Origin of the sequence: Exiguobacterium sp. TNDT2 (assembly GCF_003331145.1) — a bacterium.
In the GTDB taxonomy this organism is placed as follows: Bacteria; Bacillota; Bacilli; order Exiguobacteriales; family Exiguobacteriaceae; genus Exiguobacterium.
The window spans coordinates 40,207-64,601 of the sequence record NZ_QLVE01000015.1; the positions used below are offsets into that span (position 1 = coordinate 40,207).

Annotated in this window: 26 protein-coding genes; 10 read left to right on the plus strand and 16 right to left on the minus strand. The window is 52.6% G+C overall.

The window, feature by feature from the left end:
• Nucleotides 1–48: 48 nt before the first annotated feature.
• Both DPV68_RS09315 and map read left to right on the plus strand, forming a co-directional pair.
• Nucleotides 49–1,212, plus strand: a complete 1,164-nt coding sequence (locus tag DPV68_RS09315; protein ID WP_232819586.1) for an EAL-associated domain-containing protein — start codon at nucleotides 49–51, stop codon at nucleotides 1,210–1,212.
• Nucleotides 1,213–1,223: 11 nt separating this feature from the next.
• Nucleotides 1,224–1,973 (plus strand): type I methionyl aminopeptidase, encoded by a 750-nt coding sequence (map, locus tag DPV68_RS09320; RefSeq protein WP_114166493.1) that lies wholly within the window; start codon nucleotides 1,224–1,226, stop codon nucleotides 1,971–1,973.
• A 38-nt stretch (nucleotides 1,974–2,011) separates the two neighbouring features.
• Here the strand turns inward: map and menC are convergent, their stop codons facing one another.
• The 6 genes from menC to DPV68_RS09350 are packed head-to-tail and all read right to left on the minus strand — an operon-like array spanning nucleotide 2,012 to nucleotide 9,112.
• Nucleotides 2,012–3,079: an o-succinylbenzoate synthase gene (menC, locus tag DPV68_RS09325; RefSeq protein WP_114166494.1), complete on the minus strand. Its 1,068-nt coding sequence runs from the start codon at nucleotides 3,077–3,079 to the stop codon at nucleotides 2,012–2,014.
• Nucleotides 3,063–4,433, minus strand: coding sequence for an o-succinylbenzoate--CoA ligase (menE, locus tag DPV68_RS09330; RefSeq protein ID WP_114166495.1), 1,371 nt, complete (start codon nucleotides 4,431–4,433; stop codon nucleotides 3,063–3,065). Before menE ends, menC begins: the two co-directional genes overlap by 17 nt.
• Before the next feature lie 49 nt (nucleotides 4,434–4,482).
• Nucleotides 4,483–5,307 (minus strand): 1,4-dihydroxy-2-naphthoyl-CoA synthase, encoded by an 825-nt coding sequence (menB, locus tag DPV68_RS09335; RefSeq protein WP_114166497.1) that lies wholly within the window; start codon nucleotides 5,305–5,307, stop codon nucleotides 4,483–4,485.
• Nucleotides 5,308–6,081, minus strand: coding sequence for an alpha/beta fold hydrolase (locus DPV68_RS09340; protein ID WP_114166498.1), 774 nt, complete (start codon nucleotides 6,079–6,081; stop codon nucleotides 5,308–5,310).
• Nucleotides 6,081–7,730, minus strand: a complete 1,650-nt coding sequence (menD, locus tag DPV68_RS09345; protein WP_114166499.1) for a 2-succinyl-5-enolpyruvyl-6-hydroxy-3-cyclohexene-1-carboxylic-acid synthase — start codon at nucleotides 7,728–7,730, stop codon at nucleotides 6,081–6,083. Before menD ends, DPV68_RS09340 begins: the two co-directional genes overlap by 1 nt.
• Entirely contained in the window at nucleotides 7,727–9,112 is a 1,386-nt protein-coding gene (locus DPV68_RS09350) for an isochorismate synthase (protein ID WP_114166501.1), read from the minus strand. Before DPV68_RS09350 ends, menD begins: the two co-directional genes overlap by 4 nt.
• Before the next feature lie 166 nt (nucleotides 9,113–9,278).
• Between DPV68_RS09350 and DPV68_RS09355 the strand changes: the two genes are divergently transcribed.
• Nucleotides 9,279–10,178, plus strand: a complete 900-nt coding sequence (locus tag DPV68_RS09355) for a 1,4-dihydroxy-2-naphthoate polyprenyltransferase (protein ID WP_114166503.1) — start codon at nucleotides 9,279–9,281, stop codon at nucleotides 10,176–10,178.
• 20 nt (nucleotides 10,179–10,198) lie between these two features.
• The gene (locus DPV68_RS09360; RefSeq protein ID WP_114166504.1) at nucleotides 10,199–10,750 is read left to right on the plus strand and encodes a beta-class carbonic anhydrase; all 552 of its coding nucleotides are present in this window, start codon (nucleotides 10,199–10,201) and stop codon (nucleotides 10,748–10,750) included.
• Between the two features lie 43 nt (nucleotides 10,751–10,793).
• Here the strand turns inward: DPV68_RS09360 and DPV68_RS09365 are convergent, their stop codons facing one another.
• The 4 genes from DPV68_RS09365 to DPV68_RS09380 form a co-directional block, all read right to left on the minus strand.
• Entirely contained in the window at nucleotides 10,794–11,741 is a 948-nt protein-coding gene (locus DPV68_RS09365; protein ID WP_114166506.1) for a YihY/virulence factor BrkB family protein, read from the minus strand.
• 68 nt (nucleotides 11,742–11,809) lie between these two features.
• Nucleotides 11,810–12,247: an NUDIX domain-containing protein gene (locus DPV68_RS09370; protein ID WP_198662287.1), complete on the minus strand. Its 438-nt coding sequence runs from the start codon at nucleotides 12,245–12,247 to the stop codon at nucleotides 11,810–11,812.
• 66 nt (nucleotides 12,248–12,313) lie between these two features.
• Nucleotides 12,314–13,240 carry a carbohydrate kinase family protein gene (locus tag DPV68_RS09375; RefSeq protein WP_114166509.1) on the minus strand — a complete coding sequence of 309 codons (927 nt, stop codon included), beginning with the start codon at nucleotides 13,238–13,240 and terminating at the stop codon, nucleotides 12,314–12,316.
• A 120-nt stretch (nucleotides 13,241–13,360) separates the two neighbouring features.
• A complete protein-coding gene (locus DPV68_RS09380; protein ID WP_114166510.1) occupies nucleotides 13,361–15,268 on the minus strand; it encodes a heavy metal translocating P-type ATPase in 1,908 nt (635 codons plus the stop codon).
• Nucleotides 15,269–15,467: 199 nt separating this feature from the next.
• On the opposite strand from DPV68_RS09380, the gene DPV68_RS09385 reads away from it, so the two are divergent.
• Together DPV68_RS09385 and DPV68_RS09390 are read left to right on the plus strand one after the other, a co-directional pair.
• Nucleotides 15,468–16,403: a DMT family transporter gene (locus DPV68_RS09385; RefSeq protein ID WP_114166511.1), complete on the plus strand. Its 936-nt coding sequence runs from the start codon at nucleotides 15,468–15,470 to the stop codon at nucleotides 16,401–16,403.
• A 140-nt stretch (nucleotides 16,404–16,543) separates the two neighbouring features.
• Nucleotides 16,544–16,846, plus strand: coding sequence for a hypothetical protein (locus tag DPV68_RS09390; RefSeq protein WP_114166513.1), 303 nt, complete (start codon nucleotides 16,544–16,546; stop codon nucleotides 16,844–16,846).
• Nucleotides 16,847–16,883: 37 nt separating this feature from the next.
• Here DPV68_RS09390 and DPV68_RS09395 read toward each other — a convergent pair whose 3' ends face one another.
• From DPV68_RS09395 to yfkAB, 3 genes are read right to left on the minus strand one after another with little or no spacing between them, the layout of a single operon-like run.
• Nucleotides 16,884–18,026 (minus strand): MFS transporter, encoded by a 1,143-nt coding sequence (locus tag DPV68_RS09395; protein ID WP_114166514.1) that lies wholly within the window; start codon nucleotides 18,024–18,026, stop codon nucleotides 16,884–16,886.
• Nucleotides 18,027–18,071: 45 nt separating this feature from the next.
• Nucleotides 18,072–18,266, minus strand: a complete 195-nt coding sequence (locus DPV68_RS09400; RefSeq protein WP_114166516.1) for a hypothetical protein — start codon at nucleotides 18,264–18,266, stop codon at nucleotides 18,072–18,074.
• 53 nt (nucleotides 18,267–18,319) lie between these two features.
• The gene (gene yfkAB, locus DPV68_RS09405; RefSeq protein ID WP_114166517.1) at nucleotides 18,320–19,426 is read right to left on the minus strand and encodes a radical SAM/CxCxxxxC motif protein YfkAB; all 1,107 of its coding nucleotides are present in this window, start codon (nucleotides 19,424–19,426) and stop codon (nucleotides 18,320–18,322) included.
• An 85-nt stretch (nucleotides 19,427–19,511) separates the two neighbouring features.
• Between yfkAB and DPV68_RS09410 the strand changes: the two genes are divergently transcribed.
• From DPV68_RS09410 to DPV68_RS09420, 3 genes are all read left to right on the plus strand, one after another.
• The gene (locus DPV68_RS09410; RefSeq protein WP_114166519.1) at nucleotides 19,512–19,721 is read left to right on the plus strand and encodes a hypothetical protein; all 210 of its coding nucleotides are present in this window, start codon (nucleotides 19,512–19,514) and stop codon (nucleotides 19,719–19,721) included.
• Complete coding sequence (gene rlmD / locus DPV68_RS09415) at nucleotides 19,718–21,094, plus strand: 23S rRNA (uracil(1939)-C(5))-methyltransferase RlmD (protein WP_114166521.1); 1,377 nt, start codon at nucleotides 19,718–19,720, stop codon at nucleotides 21,092–21,094. Before DPV68_RS09410 ends, rlmD begins: the two co-directional genes overlap by 4 nt.
• Before the next feature lie 95 nt (nucleotides 21,095–21,189).
• On the plus strand, nucleotides 21,190–21,597 hold the full coding sequence (locus tag DPV68_RS09420; protein ID WP_114166522.1) for a cytidine deaminase: 408 nt from the start codon (nucleotides 21,190–21,192) through the stop codon (nucleotides 21,595–21,597).
• A gap of 36 nt (nucleotides 21,598–21,633) precedes the next feature.
• Here the strand turns inward: DPV68_RS09420 and DPV68_RS09425 are convergent, their stop codons facing one another.
• Nucleotides 21,634–21,840 carry a hypothetical protein gene (locus DPV68_RS09425; protein WP_114166524.1) on the minus strand — a complete coding sequence of 69 codons (207 nt, stop codon included), beginning with the start codon at nucleotides 21,838–21,840 and terminating at the stop codon, nucleotides 21,634–21,636.
• A 127-nt stretch (nucleotides 21,841–21,967) separates the two neighbouring features.
• Here DPV68_RS09425 and DPV68_RS09430 point away from each other — a divergent pair, with 127 nt between their 5' ends.
• On the plus strand, nucleotides 21,968–22,255 hold the full coding sequence (locus tag DPV68_RS09430) for a hypothetical protein (protein ID WP_114166526.1): 288 nt from the start codon (nucleotides 21,968–21,970) through the stop codon (nucleotides 22,253–22,255).
• 24 nt (nucleotides 22,256–22,279) lie between these two features.
• On the opposite strand, the gene DPV68_RS09435 is transcribed toward DPV68_RS09430, so the two are convergent.
• Nucleotides 22,280–23,665 carry a sensor histidine kinase gene (locus DPV68_RS09435; RefSeq protein WP_114166528.1) on the minus strand — a complete coding sequence of 462 codons (1,386 nt, stop codon included), beginning with the start codon at nucleotides 23,663–23,665 and terminating at the stop codon, nucleotides 22,280–22,282.
• Nucleotides 23,662–24,351 carry a response regulator transcription factor gene (locus tag DPV68_RS09440; protein WP_114166530.1) on the minus strand — a complete coding sequence of 230 codons (690 nt, stop codon included), beginning with the start codon at nucleotides 24,349–24,351 and terminating at the stop codon, nucleotides 23,662–23,664. Before DPV68_RS09440 ends, DPV68_RS09435 begins: the two co-directional genes overlap by 4 nt.
• Nucleotides 24,352–24,395: the final 44 nt, after the last annotated feature.

Below are 24,395 nucleotides of genomic sequence, written 5' to 3' on the forward strand. Positions count from 1 at the left end.
TTTAGAAAAAAAGACGAGGTGATCAAGTTGGACGCAGTGGATGTGATGATGAATCCAGATGAAGTCGAAGTGACATTTGAACCGATTCTTGGGGCCGCGACCTTTCAAGTAGAGGGTTACATGGTACATGGACAGTTCAGGGGCGAGTCGCTCACCCCGTTCTTTTATGACGATGATGTTCCACTCGAGTATCAGCTTGATATTGCCAAGCGCATGGAGCGTTTGGCGGCCGAGCAGTTGCGAGATGCGACGCAATTCGTCACGTTCCGGTGTCGTTCGGAATGGATTCTCGAAGAAGGCGGCGAGGCGTTTCTGGCCCCGCTTCGAGAATTGAATTTCCCGCTCCATCGCATTTATGTGACGCTCCAAGGGACGGATCTCGTCGACGTGTCGCGCTTGTCCCGTGTCGTCCAGTATTACCGTTCTTCCGGTGTCAAAGTCGCGCTCGACTTCGCGGAGTCAACGAGCATCGAAGACATCATGACGGTGGCGCCTGAGATGCTCCTCGTCGATTTGGCGACGATGGTCGAGAAGAAGACGTTATCGGTCACGTATCCGCAAATGCTTCAGACGATGGAGTATATCGCTTCCCGTCTCGGGGCACCGCTCCTGTATAAATCGATCGACCATCTCGGACAGCTACGTTATGCATGGCGTCACGGGGGGCGTTATTATATGGGAAGTCTCCTCGGGCCAAGCAATGCGACGCCGCCTCGAGAAGCGAAAGGGATGAGTGTGTTGAAGCAAGAAGTACCGTCGTTCTTCCTGCATGACCAAGAACGGATCAAGCGATTGTATGAGCTCGAGTTCGAACTCCATAAACAAATCCACGATCTCGTGCAAAGCGGGAAGTGGTCGCGCGATAAGAAAGATGAATGGTTGCTCCATATCGCGCCAAAACTCGAAGGGACGTTCGTCCGATACTATTTGACGGACCAAACCGGGTTCCAGACGAGCGCGAACGTCTATCAGGCGCAGTCGAATTGGACGGTCGACAATACGTATCGCGGCTATAACTGGAGTTTCCGTCCGTACTTCATTCGGACGATGGCAGCGATGGACGTGCGCGGACGAGGTTACTTGTCCGAGGATTATCGTGACTTCAGCTCGAACGAAGTGACGCGGACGTTCAGTTATCCGTTACCGGACGGCATGTTTTTATTTGCGGATTTATCAGAAGAGTTCTTATACCAAAATCGACTATTAGATTGAGAGGGAAAACGATGTTAGATTATGATTACGATGCATTGCGCGAAATCGGGCGAATTGTCGCCTTGGCGCGCGACGAGATGGCGAAAGCGGTCAAGCCGGGTATGACGACGAAACAATTGGATGAGATTGGACAACGCGTTTTGGAAACAGAAGGGGCCGCCTCGGCTCCGATCACGATGTATGAGTTTCCAGGATACACGTGCATCTCCATCAATGAAGTGGCAGCCCACGGCATTCCGGGCGACCTCGTCATCCAAGACGGCGACGTGGTCAACGTCGACGTGTCGGCCGTGAAGGACGGCTACTATGCCGATACAGGACGAACGGTCATCGCCGGTACACCGAAATCGGCTAAACACGAGCGTTTGGTCGAAGTGTCGTTGACATCGCTCGAAGCGGGTCTCAGCAAAGTGAAGGCCGGCGTCAAAGTCAACCAAATCGGGAAAGCGATTTATGCCGATGCCCGGAAAAACGGCTTCACGGTCATCCGCAACTTGGCGGGCCATGGTCTTGGGCGCACCCTTCATGGGGAGCCGGAGACGATCTCGAACTACTATAGTCGTGAAGAGAACGACATCTTGAAGGAAGGTCAAGTCATTGCCGTCGAGACATTCATCTCGACGCAAGACGAAATCGTCTATCAATCGGAAGAGGACGGCTGGTCATTGTTCACCCCGAACAACAGCCTCGTCTCGCAGTTCGAGCACACGGTCATCGTCACAAAAGACGGATATGAAGTATTGACGGGCACGTTCCGTTAACAATCAACAGGCGGCAGACACGAGGTCTGCCGCCTTTTTTAGAGGAGTCGAATCGTTTGTTCGCTCAGTTGCTCGATCATCGTCCAATCTGGTGCGACCTGATCGGGCAGCATCAACTGTCCATTCTCGACTTCGAGCGGTGTATCGAGCAGATCGGTCTCGAAATACGCGCTCGTTCCGGCCATATCAGCGGGGTAAGCGGACCCGCTCAACGAGGCGAATAAGAGCGTGTGATAACGGCCGATCGAGGACTCGTACATGCCGCCGACCCAATACGGCGTGCCGCTATCACGAATCGTAAGCGCCGCGCTCAACCCTCCGACACGGGCCGGTTTGATATTGACGATCCGGCCGGCTTGGAGTCGGTTCATCGTCGTCACGTCTTGGACCGAATTGATCGATTCATCGAGGCAAATCGGGGTCTCGAGTCTCGCCTGTAAATCGGCCGATGCGACCCAATGTTCACTTGGATATGGTTGTTCAATCATCAAGAGACGATAGGTGTCTAACGCTTCGAACCAGTCGAGCGGTTGCTCGGAGCCGCTGCCGTTCAAATCGATCATGAGCGGGGCCTCCGGAAAATTGCTCCGAATCTCATTGAGCGCGGGAAGCAGTTCATGCGGGGACGCTTTTAACTTGATTCGTTCAAATCCAGATTCGAGTGCAGAGTCAATCGAGTTCAACGTTTGACTCAAGAGGCCGATGCCGATGGTCCGGCCGCACGCTACGGCGTCGCCGGCCTGGATGTATTGTTTCAACGTTTGATTCGCGCGGGCAGCTTCAATCTCCCACAAGGCACTCTCCCACATCGCTTTCGCCATCGGGTGACCGATGATCGAGCTGACATGATTGCCGAATGAGACGGCGGACAAGGTCGTTCCTTTCAATAGTTGGATGATTAGAGCGGATACCTCGGTCACGGTGTGGACCGTCTCGGCCGTATACCATGGGGTCTCGAACGCCACCCCTTCCCCGTACCCGACCACCCCGTCATTCGTCTCTAAACGGAGAATGACGGTCCGTCTCGTCGTCAACACGGCGTGGGCGGTCACAATCGGGTGTTTGAACGTGAGCGGAACGATATATAGTTCAGCGCGTTGAATCATGGTCGGCCTCCTTTAGGCGATGGCGCATCAATTTTCCGTTGGCGTTACGGGGAAGGGCATCGACGGCAATCCATGCTTTCGGATGCTTGTACGTCGCCAATCGGTCATGCAACAGTTGTTTCGCTTCGTCGATGTCGAATGACCCGACCGTGAACGCGACGGGTACCGCTCCCCAAATCGGATCGGGCCGTCCAATGACTCCGACGTCTTGAATGCCTGAGCACCGCAACAGTACGCTCTCGATTTCGGCCGGATAAATGTTTTCGCCACCAGAGATAATCAAATCACTACGGCGGTCATGGACGTATAAATAACCGTCTGTCATCGTGCCGAGGTCGCCCGTCTGCCAATAGCCGTCGTCCGTCCAGGCGTCGGCCTCAGGTTGCTTATAATACCCCGGGGTCACCGTCGGACCGCTCACTTCAATCTCCCCATCCGCATTGATGCGAATCCGTGTCGGCACAATCGCTTGACCGCTCGAGCCGATGCGGGCGAGTGCCTCGGCTGGCAACAGCGTCGCGACTTGCGAACACGTTTCCGTCATCCCGTACGTCTGGGCAATCGGTAACTGCCGCCGCTCGGCTTCTTCGAGCAATGGACGCGGTACGGGACCGCCGCCGACGAGCAGAAGTTGCAACTGATGGCGGGAGAGACCTGCGTCGAGGAGCCGCTGAAGCATGACCGCGACAAGCGAGATGTGGGTGATTCTTGCCGTCTCAATCAACTCGAGTGTACGAGCGACATCGAACTTCGGTTCGACGTATAGTAGCGAACCGAAACGGGCGCTCCGATACACTTGCGCGAGTCCGCTCATATGGAAGAGCGGTGTCACGACGAGCATCCGGTCGCTCGTCCCATATCCGAGATGTGCCTTGGCCGCCTCGGCGCTCGCAATATGATTGCCGAACGTCTGCTTTACGGCTTTGGCTCGTCCCGTCGTGCCTGAGGTGAACATGAGCGACACGACTTCATCGTCTGTCCATTCGTGCGCTGTGGTGAGTGGTGCCTCATCTCGTGACGTCAACTTGAATTGGGTGATTGACAGTTCAATCGGTTCATCGACGAGCAACACATCGACATCGGCCGTCTCGATTTGTCCCGCCAGTTCGCTCATCGTCAACCGGGTATTGAGCGGGACGAGCACTTTCCCAAGTAATAAAACGGCGTGGATGGCAATGACGTAGTCGGCGCTGTTCGCGGCGAATAATCCAATGTGACGGGCCTCTGGAACGGTATGATTCAAGAAATGGGCTAAACGCGCACTCTCATCCATCAACTCAGACCATGTCCATTGACCAGATGCGGTGACGAGCGCCATGGCGTCATGTCGATGTTGTTTCAAATAACGATTCATCATCAGGACCTCCAAAAAAAGAGTAGCGAAGTCGCTACTCTTTGTCGATTTACGGGAAACGCGGGAACTGACCGAAGTCTGGGTCGCGTTTTTCTTTAAAGGCGTCGCGTCCTTCTTTCGCTTCGTCTGTCGTGTAGTAGAGGAGCGTCGCGTCACCGGCGAGCTGTTGAAGACCAGCGAGTCCGTCCGTGTCAGCGTTCATCGCAGCTTTCAAGAAGCGAAGGGCCGTTGGTGAGTGTTGCAAGATTTCTTGGCACCATTGAATCGTTTCAGCTTCGAGTTGCTCGAGTGGGACAACCGTGTTGACGAGTCCCATCTCAAGCGCTTGCTGGGCGTCATATTGACGGCAAAGGTACCAGATTTCACGCGCTTTCTTATGGCCGATGATACGAGCCAAGTAACCAGAACCATAGCCGGCATCGAACGATCCCACTTTTGGCCCAGTTTGACCGAAACGGGCGTTGTCCGCTGCAATCGTCAAGTCACAGACAACGTGCAAGACGTGTCCACCACCGATCGCGTAACCGGCTACCATAGCGATGACTGGTTTCGGGATGACACGAATCAAACGTTGAAGGTCGAGGACGTTCAAGCGTGGGATCTCGTCGTCACCGACGTAGCCGCCGTGGCCGCGTACTTTTTGGTCGCCGCCTGAGCAGAAGGCCTGATCGCCTTCACCTGTCAAGATGATGACGCCGACTTCTTTATCGTCACGGGCGCGTGCGAACGCATCGATGAGCTCGTTGACCGTGAGCGGACGGAACGCGTTCCTTACTTCCGGGCGGTTGATAGTGACTTTGGCAATGCCGTTCCACTTCTCGTACTTAATATCTTCGTACGTGCGGACCGATGTCCAGTTTGCTACTGATTCCATTTAAATTCCCCCTAAAATCAATTTCTCTATCATTGTACCAAATTGTTGGGCATTCTCGATATGTGGAGCATGAGATGCGTCCGAAATTTCATGAATTTCAATATCGGGCCGGATCAACTGCATATTCCGAGCGATCTGTTGAAACTTGAGATCGTGCTCTCCGACAATCAAATCGATACGGGGCAAACGGTCAAGGCACGACCAAAGCGAAGGCATACTGCCCGTCCCGACGGCTCGAAGGCTGTCCGCGAGTGCAGCTGGCGACTGCGCCAATCGCTCGGGGCGAAGGGCAGCGCGCATCTCGTCAGTCTGATGCCAGAGCGGGAGTCGTTCCCACCGGTCGACGAACGCCTCGAGTCCTGCTTGCTCAATGAACTCGGCGAGCTTTTCGTCTTGACGCCGGCGCTGTCGACGTTCGGCCGCATCAAGCCCAGGTGTCGTACTGATCCCAATGAAATGGGCGACCCGATGATCACAGGCGGCGAGCGTCATGCCGATGCGTCCGCCGAGCGAGTATCCGATGACCGTCCATGGACCGTCATCCGTGTCAAGGAGTACTGATAAATCTTTTACCTGTTGACTCATCTTGGCACGCTCGACTGGTTGCTGTCCGGTGCCTCCATGCTGCAACAGCGACGGGGCGACGAGGTGGACGGGTAGCTCTGGAAAGCGGGAGAGCCAGCCCGCACTCCCAGTGAACCCGTGTAGGATTAACACCGGCCGGCCGCTGCCGCGTTCGAGCACTTCATAGGATACGCCCCGTAGCGAATGCATCACGACTCGTTCTCCGTCATTAAACGGTCCGTGATTGCAGCCGTCCAAAGCCGGTGCTCGGCCACGTTTCTAGCGCGATCGGACGGAAACTCAATCAGCTGGACGCCTGCTTCAATCGCCGCCGTGACGTCTTCAGGCTGCTCGAGCAAGCGATAGCTGAGTCCGTACGTCTCGGCGAACCCGCGCAAGTTCAAGTGGAGCGGCGTCCCGAACAAGTCTTCGAACATTTGCGGTGCGATCGAGGCTTGTGGCAAGAAAGAGAAGATGCCGCCCCCATCGTTATTGACGACGACGATAGAGAATGAGCCTGGGTGCGATTTGACGAGTTGCAAGGCGTTGCTGTCGTGATAAAACGCCAAGTCGCCAATCAAGAGGGCGGCCTTGTCCGTATCGTAACAGGCACCGAGTGCGCTCGAGATGATGCCGTCAATCCCGTTCGCACCGCGGTTAGCAACGACGGCGATCGATTGACCGGCTGAAAGTGTCGTATCGATATCGCGAATCGGCATGCTGTTGCTGACGAAGATGCGGTCGAGACGAGACGCCAGCAAGTGACGCGTCAACGCGCTTTCTCCGCTCAAGGCAGGTTTTTTCGATTCGGCGACGCGTTCGAACAACAAAAAACGGCCGAGTAAGTCGGGATCATATACTTTGTCGATTGTGGCCACGTAATCCATCGCATCACCATACACGACCGTGGCGCTGTTCGACGGGTCGCGGAACGATCCCGGTTGCTCGACCAAGACGTACGGGACGTCGTGAAGCCACTGATTTAGCCGTTTCGAGACGGGGGCGGCCCCGAACCGGACGACCGTGTCAGGCATCCATTCCGTACGATGCTCGCTCGCAAGCCACGTGTCATAGTTCGTCAAAACATGATCGAAACGTCTCATCCCGCTTAACGGGTCGGCAAAGACAGGGATATGACGCTCTAATGCCGACGCGTAGATGTGCTCGAGCCATGACGGCGGAGTGCCTGGTCCGACGATGAAAGCGAGATGATTGACGTCGATTTCTTGTTTAAAGCGTTTCAGGTCAAGGCTTGTCGGTTTGAGATAGGTCGGTTCGGCCGGATCGGCATCACCGCTCAGGAGTGACGTCAAGCGTTCGATGTCCGGCAACAACGGTTCCCGGAACGGGATGTTCACGTGGACTGGTCCGAACGGTGCGTGCATGCTCGTCCGGACGAGCCGAGAGACTGTCTGTTCCATATAGCGCCGGCTTGCCGCTTCCGGAACGGGGAGGTCGATGCTCGTTTTGACGTGCTCGCCGTAAAGTCGGACTTGGTCGATCGCTTGAGGTGCCCCGACATTCCGCAGTTCGTGCGGCCGATCGGTCGTCAACACGACGAGCGGCAGTTGCGAGATGTTCGCCTCGGCCACCGCCGAAAAGTAATTGGTGGCGGCAGTGCCGCTCGTGCAGATGAGCGCGACCGGGCGTAACGATGACTGCGATCGCGTCAACCCGAGTGCGAAAAAGGCGGCCGACCGTTCGTCGACGATGATATGATGCCGGACGCTCGGATGAAGATAGGCGGCCATGGCGAGCGGTGTCGAACGAGAGCCGGGACTGATGACGACGTCCTCGACTCCTTGTTCGACGAGCCGATTCATCATGCAGGCGACCCAATCCGTTAACGTTTCATTCATGCTTCATTGCCTCCTGCGCGTACTTTATCCAACCCAAGTGCTTGCTTGATTGGACTGAGCTTGATTTCCGTCTCGTCGAGCTCCGCTTCGAGTTCAGACTCTTGGACGATTCCACAGCCTGCGTATAACGCCACGAACTGATGATGGACGAGCGCCGACCGGATCGAGACGACGAATTCACCTTCACCGTCCGTGTTCAGCCAACCGAACGGTGATCCGTACCAGCCGCGGTCGAATCGTTCAATCTCACGCAACAGCCGGACGGAAGTCCGTTTCGGCGATCCGCCGAGCGCTGGTGTCGGGTGAAGCGACTCGACGATTGATAGCAAGGATGCGTTCGTATCGAGCGTCGCTTGAATCGGTGTATGCAAATGGAACACCGACCGGTTCTCCAAAATGAGCGGCGACTCTGGTGCTTTGATGGTGGCGGCGTATGGCGTGAGGGAGTTCTTGATGTCCTTCACGACGATTTGATGTTCCTCTAAATTCTTGGCATCATGCAATAGCATCTGTTTGGCCGCATCTGCCTCGATTTCAGTGTCCGGTCGCTTAATCGTCCCGGCGATTGCGGCCGTTTCGATGTACGGTCCTTGTTTTTTGACGAGGCGCTCCGGAGTCGCTCCAAAAAAACCAATCTCTCGTTTTGGCTGATACAAGAAGACGTAACTGCCCGTTTGATGTTCCGACAAATGACGTAGTGTGGTCGAAAACGGAAACGCTTCATCAGTGGTCTGATAAATCTCTTCTCGGGCGATGACGATTTTCTCGACGCGTTCTTCGGCAATGTTCAATTTGGCTTGTTGAAAGCTCGACTTGAAATGTTCGACACCATCTTTGACCTGTGAATAGGTCGGCTGTTTTTCGTCGGGCGCGTGTAACGCATTGAACTGGGCAAGCTGGTCGGCCAATTGAATCAAATATTGTTCGACCGAACGTTTCGCGGAGACGAGTGTTGAGACGGTCAACGTATACTTGTCGCCTGAACGACGGTACAGAAATTTTGGTACGACCAATGACGCTTCCCCGAATGCTTCCCACATATTTTTCTGAGGTCGCACGAATGCGTCAAAAGAGAAGCCTGAGAATGCATAAATGATTGCGTCGACGTCCCGGCGGTGCAAGCTCCAATCGTACTGTAACCGTTGGAACCGTTCGGGACCGGAAGCCGTCAACACGAGCGCGTCGGCACATCCGAGCATCTCAAGAGAGCGGTCGGGCGTCGAAAAATAATAATGTGATGTTTCGGTATTTTGAATGATATGGAACGCGTCAAACGAAGGGATTTCCCACGTGTACGAGGCAAGTACCGGTCGTTGCCAAGCACGTGCCCGTTTATGGGCTTGTTCGATGCGTTGTTTAATATGTGTTTGAGCATCTGGCATGAAAAAAAAGCCTCCTCAATCCAATAGAATTCTCATTCTTTAGTGTATCATGACTTCAGGATAGAACTGGCCGTCAAATGCTCGAGAAAGTGAATGGAGACGTCCGAGCGGCGGGCATTGACAGATTTTTTTAAAGAGACGTAAACTAACGAAGGGAGGGAAGTCCATGAAGAAGAGAGAGAAAGGCGCGTATTGGCGCATGATTCGCCCGCATACGTTGACAGCGAGCTTTATACCGGTGCTGTTGGGGACGTTCATCGTTCTCGGACAAGTCGAGTTGAAGTGGGGATTGTTCTTGGCGATGCTCATCGCCTCGGTCTTGATTCAAATCGCGACGAATTTATTCAATGAATATTATGACTATAAGCGTGGACTCGACCACGAAGGTTCCATTGGAATCGGTGGCTCGATCGTACGCGATGGGTTCACACCCGGTCAAGTGCTCGGAATCGCCCTCGGCATGTATGGAGTGGCGGCCGTGCTCGGGCTCTATATCGCGGCCTCGACGAGTTGGCATTTGATTTGGATCGGTGTCTTGTCGATGGTCGTCGGATTCCTGTATACGGGAGGTCCGCTCCCAATCGCCTATACGCCGTTCGGAGAAATCGTCGCTGGCCTATTCATGGGGTATGTCATCATCGGCATCTCGGGGTATATTCAAATCGAGACGGTGACGACGGAACTGTTGCTCGTGTCGTTTCCGATGGCGCTTTTAATCGGGGCCATCTTGCTCGCGAACAATATTCGGGATTTGGATAACGATAAAGTGAATGGGCGCAAAACGATCGCTTGTCTCGTTGGACATCGTCGTGCCGTACTCGTCTTAGCCGGATTCTTTGTCGCGGCACTGGTCGGCATCGTCGTTGCCGTCTTCGGGTTTGGCGTGACGCCTTGGGTGCTGTTGTCACTCTTGACTATTCCGATTATGATTCGGGCGGTGAAACGCTTTTGGGTCAAACAGGAACCGGCTCAATTAATGCCAGCGATGGCGATGACCGCCAAAGTGAACACGTTGTTCGGCGCTTGGATGGTCATCGGGTTGCTGGTGGCGCGATTGATCGCGTGAATTAAAAGGAGGGGAATCATATGTCAGTCGTTCAAGAAATGCTAGCGTTCAACAAAAAATTCGTGACAGAAAAACAATATGAGCAATTCGTATCTGACAAGTTTCCCGATAAAAAAATCGTCATTTTAACGTGTATGGATACGCGTCTGACGGCATTGTTGCCGCACGCCCTCGGCTTGAAGAATGGGGATGCCAAAATTATTAAAAATGCGGGAGCCGTACTATCGCATCCGTTCGGATCGGTCATGCGTTCGATCCTTGTAGCGCTATATGCGCTTGGGGCCGAAGAAGTCATCGTCATCGGGCATTATGATTGCGGCATGGCGGCGATCGACCCGAACACCGTCATCGCGGAAATGGAACGTCGCGGCATTGCACCGCAGACACTCCAGACGCTCAAGTCGTCAGGGATGAATTTGGAGAAGTGGTTGCATGGGTTCGACTCGGTCGAAGCGAACGTCGTCAATTCGGTCAACCTCGTTAAAAACCACCCGCTCTTACCGCCGGGCACGAACGTCCATGGGTTCGTCATCGACCCTGCGACGGGACGTCTCGATGTCGTCGAAGCATAACGAAAAAAAGGCGGCCTCTCCAGTAGAGACCGCCTTTCTTGCGTCACCCGTATGTGTTGACGGGAATATCTTTATAGTCGTCTTCGTCCGAATCTTTTGATTTGGATTTTTTGTTTTTCTTGTAGTTCTTCTCGTATTCGCGCTCGCTCGGCGTTTTAAAGAAACGCTGCCACGTGGCGTTAATCTCAGAACCGATCAAAATAATCATTCCGGTCAGTTGGAGCCAAAGCAACGTGACGATGATTCCTCCGAGTGAGCCATACGTCGAATCATAATTGCCGAAGTTCGAGACGTAAAGACTAAAACCGAAGGAGACGATTTGCCAGGCGATGACGCCGAAGATGGCGCCAGGAATCGTGCTCTTCCAGAATACGTGTTGTTGTGGCGCGATTTTATAAAAAATCGACAATGTCAAAATCAAGATGACGGTCGTCAGCACGTAGCGGAACACGTTAATCAAGATGACGTCTGCCCCTGAAATGGGGATGTAACGGGCCACGAAATCGATGATTTGCGATCCGAACACGTTCGAGACGATGAGCAACAGCACGCCGATGCCGAGCAATAACGTCAACCCAAGGGCGATTCCTTTGCTGACGAAGAAATTTCGTTCGTTGTCTTCCCCGTATGCATGAATCGCCATGTTGACTAGGCGTTCGACCCCTTTAGCGGCCGACCAAATCGCTAAAATCGCACCGATTGAGAGGAGCCCGCCGCGCGGTTCGCCAATGGCGTCAAAGATGCCGGATAAAAATTCAGTCGCGGCCGCACCCGGGGCCAAGTTATTCAGTTGTTCTTGGAATGACGCCTGGGAGATGTCGAAGAACGACAACAACGCGAGAATGAAGATGAGTCCCGGGAAAATCGATAAGAACCAAAAAAAAGCGAGCGTCGCACCATAATCTTGAACATCATGTTCTTTAAAGCGACGAAGCAATTCCTTCCCGAAGGCGAACCAATTCTTTTTTTCTTTCACTTCTGCAGTATCCATGTATATGCCTCCTGAACGTTATCGTTAGAAACTTTCATTCCCGAAATGTCAGGAAGCTACACATGAAATCAGTCTTCTGCCAATGTTTTATTGAAAAATCGTTCAGAATGCTTTGAAAGCAAGTCCGCGAGTGATGGCGGTCGGACCGGCAAATGGATGAGCGCGCTACGTTTCACCCACATCGGTGTGTATGAACCGTTCGTCTGTTCGGCCTGAAACTCTTCACCAGTCCCTGTCCCAAACTCACCACCGGTCGCGCGAGCCCAGTAGTACGGGTTCAATTCGCCGTTGAAAGCGACATGCGCAGCCACGCCTTCAAGTTCGACGTGAACACCGAGCTCTTCGTACGCTTCGCGGACGGCCGTCTCTTCAGCCGTATGACCCAATTCGACACCACCGCCCGGAAACACATAATACAAAAGGTTTTCTTTCTCACGACGAATGAGTGCGACTTCGTCACGTTCATTCACGAGGATGATGGCACTGCGCAATTTTGTTCTGACCAATGGAATCGTTCCTTTCGATTTCGAATCGTGAACAAAACGCATCGACTCGTGGCCGATGCGTTTTCGTTAATCTGTTGCTGGTTGTTCGAGAGAGGCATACATCTCAGGCGTCAAGCCGTTATCATGTGAGGCGATGACATTTCCGGCGACGCGCATCCCGAGTCGGAGCGCATCTTCAATCGGATGACGTTTCATCAACTCGGAGATGACAGCGGAGAAGAACGAGTCGCCAGCACCGGTCGAGTCGGCGACTTTTACTTTCGTCGTCGGGACGTGACCTTGTTCATTCGTACGCAAGTCGACGTAGACGGCACCGAGCTCACTCATCGTGATGATTGTAAGCGGGGCTCCTTTCATTGCAAGCACTTCGGCGACACGTAACGCATCGTCCACGGTGACGATGGACATGTCAGACAAAATTTCTGCTTCTTCACGACTGCAAATGAAGCCGGTGAAGCCTTGGAGCAAGTGACGGTTCCGTTCGATCACCGACAGATGACCGCACACGCCATACAGCGGAAGCTTCATTTCGCGGCACAGTTCGATTGTCTCGTTCAATACATTGACTGACAAGTCGAGGTCAATCGCGACCGCCTGACTTTCAGCGAACACCGTATCGATGCGACGGAGGATGCATTCTTCCATCATCGCTTCGTCCGGTTGCTTCGAGATGGACGTTTGCAGGTCGCCATTATTGTCCATGACGGCAAGCCACATGCCCATCCCATTGTCGTCGAGCAAATCGACGTGATCAACGTTGACATTCAAAGCACGGAGCTCTTCGAGAACTCCCATTCCAATCTGGTCATTCGTCACGGTCGACACGAAACGAACGTCATTTCCGAGAACACCTAGGTTTTGAGCGACATTACGCCCGGTCCCGCCGTTAGAAAACGTAATGTCACCGACGTTCTTGGCATCTTTATGAAGCGGGGCGAACGAGGTTCCTTTAATATCGACAAACACTTTGCCGATTACTGCAATCGTATTCATATACTGTACCACCTTTAGCCAATCTTCCTAATCAGTTCCGGTCTAATTAGACACATTGTTTCAATTATAGCGAAATCGCCAGCGGCTTTCAATGACGGCATGAACGAGTGTCGATTTTTGTCATTCCAACGACGTGCTAAGCAAACGAAGCCCGTTCAAGATGACGAGGATGGTCGACCCTTCATGGCCGACGACTGCGAACGGCATGACGAGCAGTTCGAAGATGTTTGTCGCGATCAGTACGAGAATGACGCCTAAGGCGAACACGACGTTTTGGAGGACGACCCGATTCAATTTGCGGGACTGTTTGATGGCCGAGCTCAATCGACGGAGGTCGTTTTTCATTAAGACGACGTCGGCCGTCTCGAGAGCGGCGTCCGTCCCTTCACCCATCGCGATCCCGACATCGGCCGTCGCGAGGGCAGGGGCGTCATTGATGCCATCCCCAATCATGCCGATGCTACCATACTCTTGTTTTAATTGTTTAATTTGCGCGACTTTCTCTTCCGGGAGACACTCGGCGATATAGCGGGTCAACCCTGCCTCAGAGGCGATGGCTCGAGCTGTCGCCTCGTTGTCCCCTGTAATCATAATCGTCTCGATGCCGAGGTGGTTGAGTCGCTCGATTGCTTGTTTGGCTTCAGGGCGTAGTGTGTCCCGTAGAGCGAACGCTCCAATCGTCTTCTCGTCATCGCTGACGAACACGAGCGTGTGGCCGGCCGCTTTTAAACGTTCGACTTCGACGCTGAAAAAGTCGTGACTTCGATCGGCGAAACTTTGTTTGCCGACCCGATAAGCGACACCGTCAATGGTTGCTTCAATCCCGGACCCGGTCACATCTTTAAAGTGTTCCATCGTTCCGGTGTAAGTCCCAGTGAATTGGACGAGTGATTCGGCGAGCGGGTGCATCGAATGTTCTTCAATCAAGCTGACAACGCGATAGACGTGCTCTTTCTCAACGGTTGGATGGATCAATGCCGCTTGGACTTCTGGTTTACCGATCGTGAGTGTGCCGGTCTTATCGAAGGCGATCGCTTTCAAGCGACCCATGTTTTCGATATGGACGCCGCCTTTGAATAAAATTCCGTGTTTGGCAGACGAAGCGATGGCAGCGAGAGCGGCCGGGGTAATCGCTGCGACGAGTGCGCACGGAGAAGCGACGACGAGTAAAATCATGCCACGGTAAATGCTCGTCTCAAGCGACCATGGTGTCAACACCGGACCGAGCGTGATGATTGCCGTGACGGAGGCGAGCACGACTTGAACGTAGCGTCCCTCGTACCGGTCGATGAACTGGGCCGACGGTGACTTCTCTTCTTGGGCTTGCTGCACCATTTGAATGATTTTTTGAAACAACGTTTCCGTGGCGAGTTTTGTTACTTCTAACGTCAAGACGCCGTTCAAGTTCACGCTTGAGCCGTATACCTCGTCGCCAACGTTTCGATCGACAGGAATCGATTCACCGGTGATGGCGGCTTCCTCGATCGAGGCACTGCCTTTCAAAATCCGACCGTCGACTGGGATGCGTTCGCCGGGTCTGACGTAGATGTGATTTCCAACGCGAAGGTCATCGATGTGGACGACCTCGAGTCCACCAGAGGCGTTGAAACGCGTTGCTTGTTCAGGTTGCAGTTCCATCAATGACTCGAGGGCACGTTCGTTTTTGTTCATCGTGTACGTCTCGAGGGCGCCGGATAACGCGAAAATGAAGATGAGAATGGCGCCTTCCATCCAATAGCCGATGGCGGCGGCGCCGATAGCGGCGATGATCATAAGCAGCTCGACGTTCAACGAGCGGTTTTCCCACGTATCCGTCAGACCTTCTTTCGCTTTGGCGTAGCCGCCGATTAAAAAGGCGGTCAAATAAAGAGTGACGTAGAGCGCAGGAGCTCCGTCTTGTCTTTCCGCGATATATGCGAGTACAATCAATACACCACTGATGAGCGCCATGATGAGCTCGATATGTTCGATCCAGTTGGCCCGTTTGAAAACGTGGCTTTTTTCATGTGTAGCAGTTGATGTGTTCATGTGAGCACCTCTTTCTAATTGAGAATATATATCAGTTAAATGATAATGATTGAGGATGATTATCATTATCTATTGTTGATATGATTGGGTTTAACGCTCGTTTCGGTTAATAGCATTATTTATAATTATTATCATGTAAGTCTATTTTAGCACCAATCATAATAACTCACAAACTAAAAGATTAAGGAGTTTTTGTGTCATGCAAAATGTATTTCAACGCCCTTGGACGGTAACGTTCCTAGCGCTATTCAACACGTTTTTATGGGGGAGCGCCTTCCCGTTCATCAAACTGAGCTATGAGGCGCTCGATATTCAAGAACACGAGTATGGCCAGCAACTGTTCTTTGCCGGCGAACGTTTTTTATTGGCCGGTCTTTTATTGCTCGTAATCAGCCGCCTCGTCTTCAAACGACCGATTCGATTAAACGGGGAAAAACTGAAGGCGTATGCACATTTAGGGGCATTTTTAACGTTCTTGCAATATTTGTTCTTTTATATCGGACTTTCCATCTCGACTGGGGTCCAAGGCTCGATTATCGCGGGATCGACGTCGTTCTTCCAAATGGCGCTCGCTCATTTTCGTTATGAGGATGACCGTCTCAACCGATTGAAAGGAATTGCCCTCACGCTCGGTTTCTCCGGGATCGTCATCGCCAACTGGCCGACGGCGCATGCAGAAATCGGGTTTGGGATTGGTGAGATCCTGCTCATTTTGGCGATGATTTCAGGAGCGTTCGGGAACTTGATTGCCAAGGATTATTCACGTAGCTATGACGTCGCTCCGATGACGGCTTGGGCGATGGTGTTCGGCTCGCTCGGTCTGCTTGTCGTCGGCTATGTGCTCGCGCCAGGGGATGTGTTCCTGCCTTATAGAGTGACGACGCTCTTCTTTTTGCTGTATCTAGCACTTTTGTCTGCGGTCGGATTCACGTTGTGGAACACGCTGATGAAATATAACCCGGTCAGCCGGGTGTCGCTCTACATGTTCTTTGTTCCCTTATTCGGCGTCGTCTTATCGAGCGTGTTGCTCGGTGAAACGATCCCGTGGAACGCGCTCGTCGGATTGCTGTTCGTCATCGCGGGCATTTATCTGTCAACTTACTTCCAAGGGAGAACGAACCGTTCGGCCCGTTAATGAAACAGTGGTGAGCCACGGTTGACGGAATCTTGTTCTCATGGCAAAATATATTAAAAATTCTGAATTCTTTCAGGTAAAAAAATCGGTCTTCATTGTAAAGACTTGCGTGCGAATCTAATGGAAAGGAGGGTTGTACCGTGGCAAGAAATGCGATTGTCCGAAACATACTCATCTCCCGTCAACCGCGAGACGAGTATGTCAAATACGTGATGAAGTGCGTAAGTCGCGGATTAAAGGAGCATCATGAGCAAGTGGACGCGCGTGCCATGCGGCAAGGGGATGACATTCAGACAAAGTGGCAAATCAATGACCGCGTCATCGAGGTCACGCTCAAATCAGACGTGTTGGCCTCACTTGAGACAGAACCGTTCGCGCTCGATGAAGTGTTCATGCGCGCATTCGAACGAAACGATGTCAGGCTCGGTCCGGTGAAAGAATAACGTGAAAAAGGGAGGGTCTCCGTGGAGATCCTCCCTTTTAGACGTCAATCGGCTTGGCTTTCGCCGTAAACAAACTGACGGCCAAAATGCCAAGAATGAGTGTGTACATCAAAAAATACACTTCTTTCGGTAACACGATCCAAAACGCTCCGATCATTGGCCCGCTGATCGAACCGACACTGAACGAGATGCTATATAGCATATTGCCGGTCGGCAACAACGAACGCGGCAACACTTCTGTCATATGGGCCAGTCCTAGCGAATATGTCGAGCCGAGCCCGGCGCCTGCTAGAGCGAACAAGACGAGAAGCCAAGCATAATGATCCACGGCAAGGTTGGCGATGGCGAAGACGAGCGTGCCGAGTGTCAACACGATTTGCAGGACCCGTTTTTTCCCGAACTGGTCGGCGAGCCGTCCAAGCGGTAACTGCACGATAATCGAGGCGACGATGAACGTCGTGATGAGCGTACTCGTCTGGGTGAGCCCGATGTCGTTCCGAACCGTGAAGATTGGTAAATTCGCATTCAAGCTCGCCTCTAGGAAACCGTATGTAAAGGCAGGTAAGAGCGTATAGCCGCCACCGATGAGGACGAGGCGGATCCGTCCTTTCGAGTCGGTCTTCACTTTTTCGGCTTCCGGGTATTCGTTGTCGACCTTGAAAATCAAGAACAAGGAAGCAAGACAGAAGACGATCAAGACGAGGAACGGCAGCCAAAAGTGGAGGTCGACGAGCGGGGCGATGAGCGGACCGACTGCGAAACCGAGGCTGAATGCCATGCCGTAATACGCCATCGCCCGGCCGAGGCTGCGCTTCTCGCTCGCTGAGGTGACCCACACCTGAGAACCGTAATGGAGCGCCGAGTCCCCGAAGCCGATGATGAAACGCATAAGCGCCCACATGAGCAGGGACGGCCAGAGTGGCAAGAACAATGTGGCGAGTGCCGTCATGACGATGCCGAGGACGATGGTCGGCCGAAACCCGTACTTGCGGACGAACCGTTCGAGCAGCGGCGCAGAGACGATGACACCCAAGTAGAGCATCGTCGCATTCAACCCGTTCAACCAGGCCGGGTTGCCGTCCCGTTCGATGAGCGTCGACAACAATGGGATAAGCGCCCCTTGAATCAATCCAGAAATAAAGACGACGAGTAATAAAATTGAAAATCGAAACCGTTGCATAGTTCACCTCATTATTCATTACATAGTAAAAAGCTGAGAAGGGTCTCAGCTTTTTGGTTCGTCAATCAGTTGAGGTACATGATTCAAGTGTAAGAGTTCATCATCCCAACTGCCTTGACTGAATACTTCATCACGGTCTACTTTGTCTGAAACGAATGCGGCTGTCAATAAGATGCTGAGCACGCCACCAAAAATGATAATGGCCATGATTGTAATCATGAATACATAAATGGCTGTCATCTTCGAACACCTCGATTCGGTTTATATACTAAATATTTCCCGAATAAAAATAGTTAAAACGGCTCGGCTACACGTTCACGGAAGTTCGTCTCAAGATAGTACGCTTGTTTGACGAGTGCGTTCGGACCAAGACATTTGACGGCCGAGCAGTGGCATGACAACGTGCCGTTCAAACTGCTGTTCGTCCACGCCTCATACGCGTCTTGAAACGAGGTGTCATAGAGCGTACCAAGTGTACCGAGCTCATCCCCGAAATCGGTGACGATGATTTGGCCGTCGAAGATGTTCGTATTGAGGCGTGAACGGCCATCCGGGTCGTTGCGGACGGTGACGTTCTTCGCCTCGTGGAGTCGTTTCAATAAAGCGCGATCTTCAGGCAAGTCGGAGCAAGCATAGAACGGCAACGTCCCGAACGACATCCACACGCTCTCGTCCCGGACGTCGAGCAGATTGTGGATGGCCTGGCGGGTATCGGCAAGGGATGCCGACTCGAGCGCACTAGCCCAATCTACGGGGTACATCGGGTGCACTTCATGACGCTGACAGCCGAGTGCGACGATTTCTTCATGGATTTCTTTCAAGTGCGGAATCGTTCGTTTGTTGAGCATCGTCTCGGCCGATACGATGATTCCTTCAGCCGTGAGCGCTCGCGCGTTGTCTTTCATCGTCTGAAGCATCTTCAAGCGTGCTTCTGCGCTCGGTTTCCGGTCCATCATCGCGAAGCCGGCCTCTAAGAAGTCGGTATCCGTTCCCCAATTATGTGAGATGTGCAAAACGTCGAGGTAAGGGGTAATAAGATGGTAGCGAGAGAGCGGGAGTGTTAAGTTCGAGTTGATTTGTGTCCGGGCACCGCGTTCTTTCGCGTAACGCAGGAGTGGAACGACGTAATTGCGCACCGATTTCATCGACAGCATCGGTTCGCCGCCCGTAATCGAGAACGCGCGTAAATGCTCGATTTCATCCAATCGCGAAATTAATAAGTCGAGCGGGACTTCTGGCTCTTCCGTCTGATCGAGCATAAAGCCGACCGCACAATGCTCGCAGCGCATATTGCATAGCTTGGTCGTCGTCACTTCGACGTTCGAAAGGACGAGGCGACCGAACTCGGTTTGATCGAGGTATGCTTCCCACGGATCAAACGTTATCGAGATGTTTTGCATATCAATTCCACCTTTTCATCAAGTCACATGAAATAGTATGCTATAATAACAACTCTTTGTCACGAACTAAAGGAGCGATCACGAGATGGGTAAATCACGAACGGATACGGCAGGAAAAATGAACGTGTTAAAGTCGAGAACGGAATTACTGTGCTTATCAGTCAATACGTTGGACGAATTTACGACGCCAGAGGATTTGCATCGATTGTTAGCTGATATTGATTCCTTACGTGCGAAAGTCGTACGTTACGCCAAAGATTTAGAACAAGCATCTCGAAAGGATGAAACACGTTGAAACTGATCGTAGGAGAATACACAAGCGCCCAAGCCGAACGGCTAGGCATTAACGGGGAGGGCATCGCGACGATTGATCGGATGGTCATCTTCATCCCGAACTTATTGCCGGGCGAGAAGGCAAAAGTCGAGATTACGCGCGTCGAACGGAACTACGCCGAGGCCCGTGTCATCAAGCGCGACAATGATTCACCGGACCGGGTCATACCGCCATGTCCGATTTATGACGAGTGTGGCGGTTGCCAGATTCAGCATATGAGTCCGCGCTTGCAGATGGACTATAAAGAAGAAATCGTCCGTAACGCCTTCCGTCAAAAGACGAAATTGAATGTCGACAAGTCGGATATCCGTGCGACGAAAGGGATGGACAACCCTTGGTACTACCGCAATAAGTCACAGTTTCCGCTCTCGACACGACGCGGCGAGATCGTGTCGGGTCTCTACAAGCCGAACACGAACGAACTCGTACCGATCGAACACTGCATGGTGCAACAGCGAGACACGACGAACATCAACAACGCCATCGTCCGTATTTTGAACGAGCTCGACATCCCGGTATATGATGCGCGCCGTGATATCGGCTTCGCCCGTACCGTCATCGTCCGCTCAGGTTACAAGACAGACGATGTCCAAGTCGTGCTTGTCGTCGGAAATGAAGACGTCCCGCGCTTAGACGAATTGAGCGACCGCATTATGGCGCTGCCTAATGTCGTGTCGTTCCATATCAATATCAATTCGAACCGCTCGGGTGTCATTTTCGGTTACCGCACGGTCCACATTGCCGGTCAAGACAAGATGGACGAGCAACTCGATGACGTCCATTATCATTTGTCACCGCGCGCTTTCTTCCAGCTCAACCCGGCTCAGACAGAGATTATGTATCGTGAAGTCGTCGAGGCGGCAGGGCTCACAGGCGAAGAGCGCGTCATCGATGCGTACGCCGGTGTCGGTTCGATCGGGCTATGGCTCGCGCCGCACGCGAAAGAGATTCGCGGGATGGAAGTCGTCCCGGAAGCGGTCGAAGATGCGAATGCGCACATGCGTGAGAACGGCTTTAGCCATGCGACTTACGTCGAAGGCCGGGCCGAACATTGGATTCCGCGCTGGGTCAAGGACGGTTGGATTCCAGACGTCATCGTCGTCGACCCGCCGCGCACCGGGGTAGACCATCAACTGTTGAACGCGATGATTTCATCGAAAGCAAAACGGATCGTCTACGTGTCATGTAACCCGCAGACGCTCGCGCGTGACGCGGACCAGCTCATGAAAGCCGACTATAAAATCAACTATATCCAGCCGTACGATATGTTCCCGCAGACGGCTCACGTCGAGTCAATCGTCGTCTTCGAGAAGAAGAAAAAGAAAAAGTATTGACGGGGTGGTGAAAACGCTTGCAAGAATGGCATTTTCACGTTATAGTTCAGATGTCAGACTTCTTTAATAAATGTTAAGAAGCGGAGGAACATCAGATGATCCCACAAGAAAAAGTGAACGAGCTCGTCCATAAAGCGATTGATGCCCGGTCGCGTGCCTATACCCCTTATTCGAAGTTCAATGTCGGGGCCGTCGTCATCGACGAGACCGGCAAAGAGATCTCGGGTTGCAACGTCGAGAACGCTTCGTACGGGTTGTCGATGTGTGCGGAACGGACCGCCATCTTCAAAGCGGTATCGGAAGGCAGCAAGGCAATCGAAACCGTGGTCGTCGTCGGCGACACGGACGGACCGATCTCGCCATGCGGCGCTTGCCGTCAAGTCATCGCCGAGTTTGCCAATGACGACTTTACGTTGATCCTCGCGAACATGGCCGGGGAGACGAAAGTGATGACGAAAGAAGAGATGCTTCCGTACGGATTTTCACCAAATGACTTAACTTAAAAACAGCTGTGAGGGGCCCTCACAGCTGTTTTTAAATTATCGCCCGTTGTATCTTTTTTCACTAGAAGAATCGTTTTTTGTCTTCCGTTTTTGTTTTTCCTCTTGCATTTCTTGATTCAAATCTTCAACTGGGATTGGGTCGACGGTTTCCATCCCTTCCTGGTCATATATACTCTCTTTATCGGTATCTAACGCATCAGGATTGTCAAATGGCCGTTTAGATGGATGGTTTGATTTATTCATCTTGATCGCCTCCTTCTGTTGACTAGTATTCCACTTCTTGAATTTATGTAAACGCTTTAGAAATTTGGTTTCGATTTTATGGAACAGTGGAATTATCCGTACATAGTGACCAAGGAGGGGAATTCGGATGGATAAGAAAGTATTGATGGGAATCGTGCTCGGGGTAGCCGGGGCCGCGCTCGTCGCACCGAAAGTAGCGGCGCTCTTGACTCAGGACCGGGATGACGATACATGGAGCAAGATGGACAAGATGGAGAGCGTCGATTCGGATAAGGATGAGGCTGAAGAAGGGCTCACTCAACTCGATTCGAACTATCGAGCCGAGTGGCAGGCGAACGGCTATCCGCAGACGCATGCCGAGCGGGAACGTCTCATGAAGGAGTCGGATGACGCCTATAAAGGGAAAGACATATAAAAAAGACAGCCGCGGCTGTCTTTTTTATATGTCTTCTTCCGGCAAGAGTGGCAAAGTGAGCGTGACGGTCGTTCCGTTGCCGACTTCTGAAGTGAAGTGCATCGAGCCACCATGACGTTCCATGATATGTTTAGCGATGGCGAGCCCGAGCCCGGTCCCGCCGTCTTCACGTGTGCGTGACTTATTGACACGATAAAATCGCTTCGTCAATTGATCGAGGTCCTCTTTCGGGATGCCTCGACCTTCATCCCGTATCTCGGTGATGGCATTGTCAGCGGTCGCATACGTTTTCACATGGATCGATTTCCCGGCCTCGGTGTAGCGAAGGGCGTTGTCAAGCAAATTCCCGACGACTTGCTCGAGCCGGTCGTGGTCCCCGAGAATGATCAAGTCGAAGTCGAGGTCTGTCTCAATCGTGACGCCTTTCGCCCCGGCAATTGGCTCGAAACGGTACAGCACATCCTCGAGCACTTGCGAGTAGACGACCGGTTCTTTCGTCATCGGATACGAGTCGCGCTCGAGTTGGGCCAAGTCGAGCAAGTCGTTGACGAGCCGTTGCAAGCGCTTCGTCTCATTCTCGATAATCTCGTAATATTGGTTTTTCGTTTTCTCGTCGAGCGACGGGTCTTGGAGCATTTCTGTATAACCGCGAATATAGGACAGCGGTGTCCGCAGTTCATGGCTGACGTTCGCCAAGAACTCTTTCCGCTGCTCTTCGACGAGACCGAGCGACTCGGCCATCCGATTCAGCGTCTCGGCGAGTTCACCAATCTCATCATCGTAGTAGATTGGGATGCGGTGCGAGAAGTCACCTTTGCCGTAAACTTGCGAGGCTCGTTTCATTTGAATGAGCGGCTGAATGATTGTATCAATGATTTGAGTCCCGAAGATGAGCAAGTTCACAATCATCAAAATGAGCAGGAACGTAATCATGAGCCGAATCGGTTGGAACGGTTCACTGATTTTACTCAGTTCCATATACAAGATGAGGGCGTTATCGAGCTCGCCGTCTCGGATGAGCGGAAAAGCGGACATGAGGATATCGACATCCTCGGTCGGATGTTCGCGGGTGACCGAAATCGCATAACCGTCTTGTAGCTTGGCGAGGTCTTGTTCCCGTAAAAACGTCTTGCCTGCACCGAGGCTGTCTTCCCGAACAGACGACAAGAACACTTTTGTCTCGGTCAGTTCGTTCGTGTACGTCATGCTGTCAGAAAACGCGTCAGAGAAGCCGTCCGCCTTATAGATGGTGACGAGCTTCTCTCCGCGATTGATGAGCAGTTCTTCTTGCGTCTGAATATAGAACTTGTCGTACAAGTAAAACGTCATGATGATAAACACGAACGCGGAGAAGAGGCTAGCGGTCCAGATGGTGATCCAAATCCGCTTCCGGATCGTGTATTGCTTCATACGGTCGCCTCGAACTTGTAGCCGATCCCCCAGACGGTTTGAATGTAGCCACCTGCTTCACCGAGCTTGAGGCGAAGCGTCTTGATGTGGGTATCGACCGTCCGCAGGTTGCCATGATACTCGGTGCCCCAAATTTGGTCGAGCAGTTGTTCGCGGGAGAAGACCTTCTCTTCGTTCGTGATGAACAAGTAGAGTAAATCAAACTCTTTGCGGGTCAAGTTGACCGTTTTGCCTTTCACGCTGACCGCACGGCCGTCGATGTCAATCGATAGGACACCGGTGTCGAACGTCGCTTCTTGTTCTTTGGAGAAGTTATGCGTCCGCCGAAGTGTCGCCTCAATCCGGGCGAGCAGTTCACGCGGGCTAAACGGTTTCGTGATATAGTCGTCCGCGCCGATCTTCAAGCCGTGGATGCGATCGAGTTCTTCCGAGCGGGCCGTCAGCATGATAATCGGTACGTTCGAGAACTCACGGATGCGCATACACGCCGTGAGGCCGTCGAGTTCAGGCATCATTACATCGAGCAGCACAAGGTGGAACGACTGTTCTTTCAATAAGTCGATCGCCTCGAGACCGTTCGTGGCTGTGACGGTCTCATATCCTTCCTTCTCTAAATTCGAAACGAGCAAATCTCGCATTTGTTCTTCATCATCGGTCACTAAGATGCGAAATGTTGGTTCTGGCATTGGGCATTCTCCTTTACAAAACGGTTAACGAGGACATGTGATTA

Coding starts and splice junctions, on each gene's coding strand:
- DPV68_RS09360 (WP_114166504.1), top strand. CDS start 10,199: ATGTCAGTCGTTCAAGAAATGCTAGCGTTCAACAAAAAATTCGTGACA.
- DPV68_RS09385 (WP_114166511.1), top strand. CDS start 15,468: ATGCAAAATGTATTTCAACGCCCTTGGACGGTAACGTTCCTAGCGCTA.
- DPV68_RS09430 (WP_114166526.1), top strand. CDS start 21,968: ATGGATAAGAAAGTATTGATGGGAATCGTGCTCGGGGTAGCCGGGGCC.
- DPV68_RS09435 (WP_114166528.1), bottom strand. CDS start 23,665: ATGAAGCAATACACGATCCGGAAGCGGATTTGGATCACCATCTGGACC.
- DPV68_RS09365 (WP_114166506.1), bottom strand. CDS start 11,741: ATGGATACTGCAGAAGTGAAAGAAAAAAAGAATTGGTTCGCCTTCGGG.
- DPV68_RS09315 (WP_232819586.1), top strand. CDS start 49: ATGAATCCAGATGAAGTCGAAGTGACATTTGAACCGATTCTTGGGGCC.
- yfkAB (WP_114166517.1), bottom strand. CDS start 19,426: ATGCAAAACATCTCGATAACGTTTGATCCGTGGGAAGCATACCTCGAT.
- DPV68_RS09425 (WP_114166524.1), bottom strand. CDS start 21,840: ATGAATAAATCAAACCATCCATCTAAACGGCCATTTGACAATCCTGAT.
- menB (WP_114166497.1), bottom strand. CDS start 5,307: ATGGAATCAGTAGCAAACTGGACATCGGTCCGCACGTACGAAGATATT.
- DPV68_RS09400 (WP_114166516.1), bottom strand. CDS start 18,266: ATGACAGCCATTTATGTATTCATGATTACAATCATGGCCATTATCATT.
- map (WP_114166493.1), top strand. CDS start 1,224: ATGTTAGATTATGATTACGATGCATTGCGCGAAATCGGGCGAATTGTC.
- menC (WP_114166494.1), bottom strand. CDS start 3,079: ATGATTCAACGCGCTGAACTATATATCGTTCCGCTCACGTTCAAACAC.
- DPV68_RS09395 (WP_114166514.1), bottom strand. CDS start 18,026: ATGCAACGGTTTCGATTTTCAATTTTATTACTCGTCGTCTTTATTTCT.
- DPV68_RS09375 (WP_114166509.1), bottom strand. CDS start 13,240: ATGAATACGATTGCAGTAATCGGCAAAGTGTTTGTCGATATTAAAGGA.
- DPV68_RS09410 (WP_114166519.1), top strand. CDS start 19,512: ATGGGTAAATCACGAACGGATACGGCAGGAAAAATGAACGTGTTAAAG.
- DPV68_RS09350 (WP_114166501.1), bottom strand. CDS start 9,112: ATGCCAGATGCTCAAACACATATTAAACAACGCATCGAACAAGCCCAT.
- DPV68_RS09340 (WP_114166498.1), bottom strand. CDS start 6,081: ATGCATTCGCTACGGGGCGTATCCTATGAAGTGCTCGAACGCGGCAGC.
- DPV68_RS09440 (WP_114166530.1), bottom strand. CDS start 24,351: ATGCCAGAACCAACATTTCGCATCTTAGTGACCGATGATGAAGAACAA.
- menD (WP_114166499.1), bottom strand. CDS start 7,730: ATGAATGAAACGTTAACGGATTGGGTCGCCTGCATGATGAATCGGCTC.
- DPV68_RS09420 (WP_114166522.1), top strand. CDS start 21,190: ATGATCCCACAAGAAAAAGTGAACGAGCTCGTCCATAAAGCGATTGAT.
- DPV68_RS09355 (WP_114166503.1), top strand. CDS start 9,279: ATGAAGAAGAGAGAGAAAGGCGCGTATTGGCGCATGATTCGCCCGCAT.
- menE (WP_114166495.1), bottom strand. CDS start 4,433: ATGAATCGTTATTTGAAACAACATCGACATGACGCCATGGCGCTCGTC.
- DPV68_RS09380 (WP_114166510.1), bottom strand. CDS start 15,268: ATGAACACATCAACTGCTACACATGAAAAAAGCCACGTTTTCAAACGG.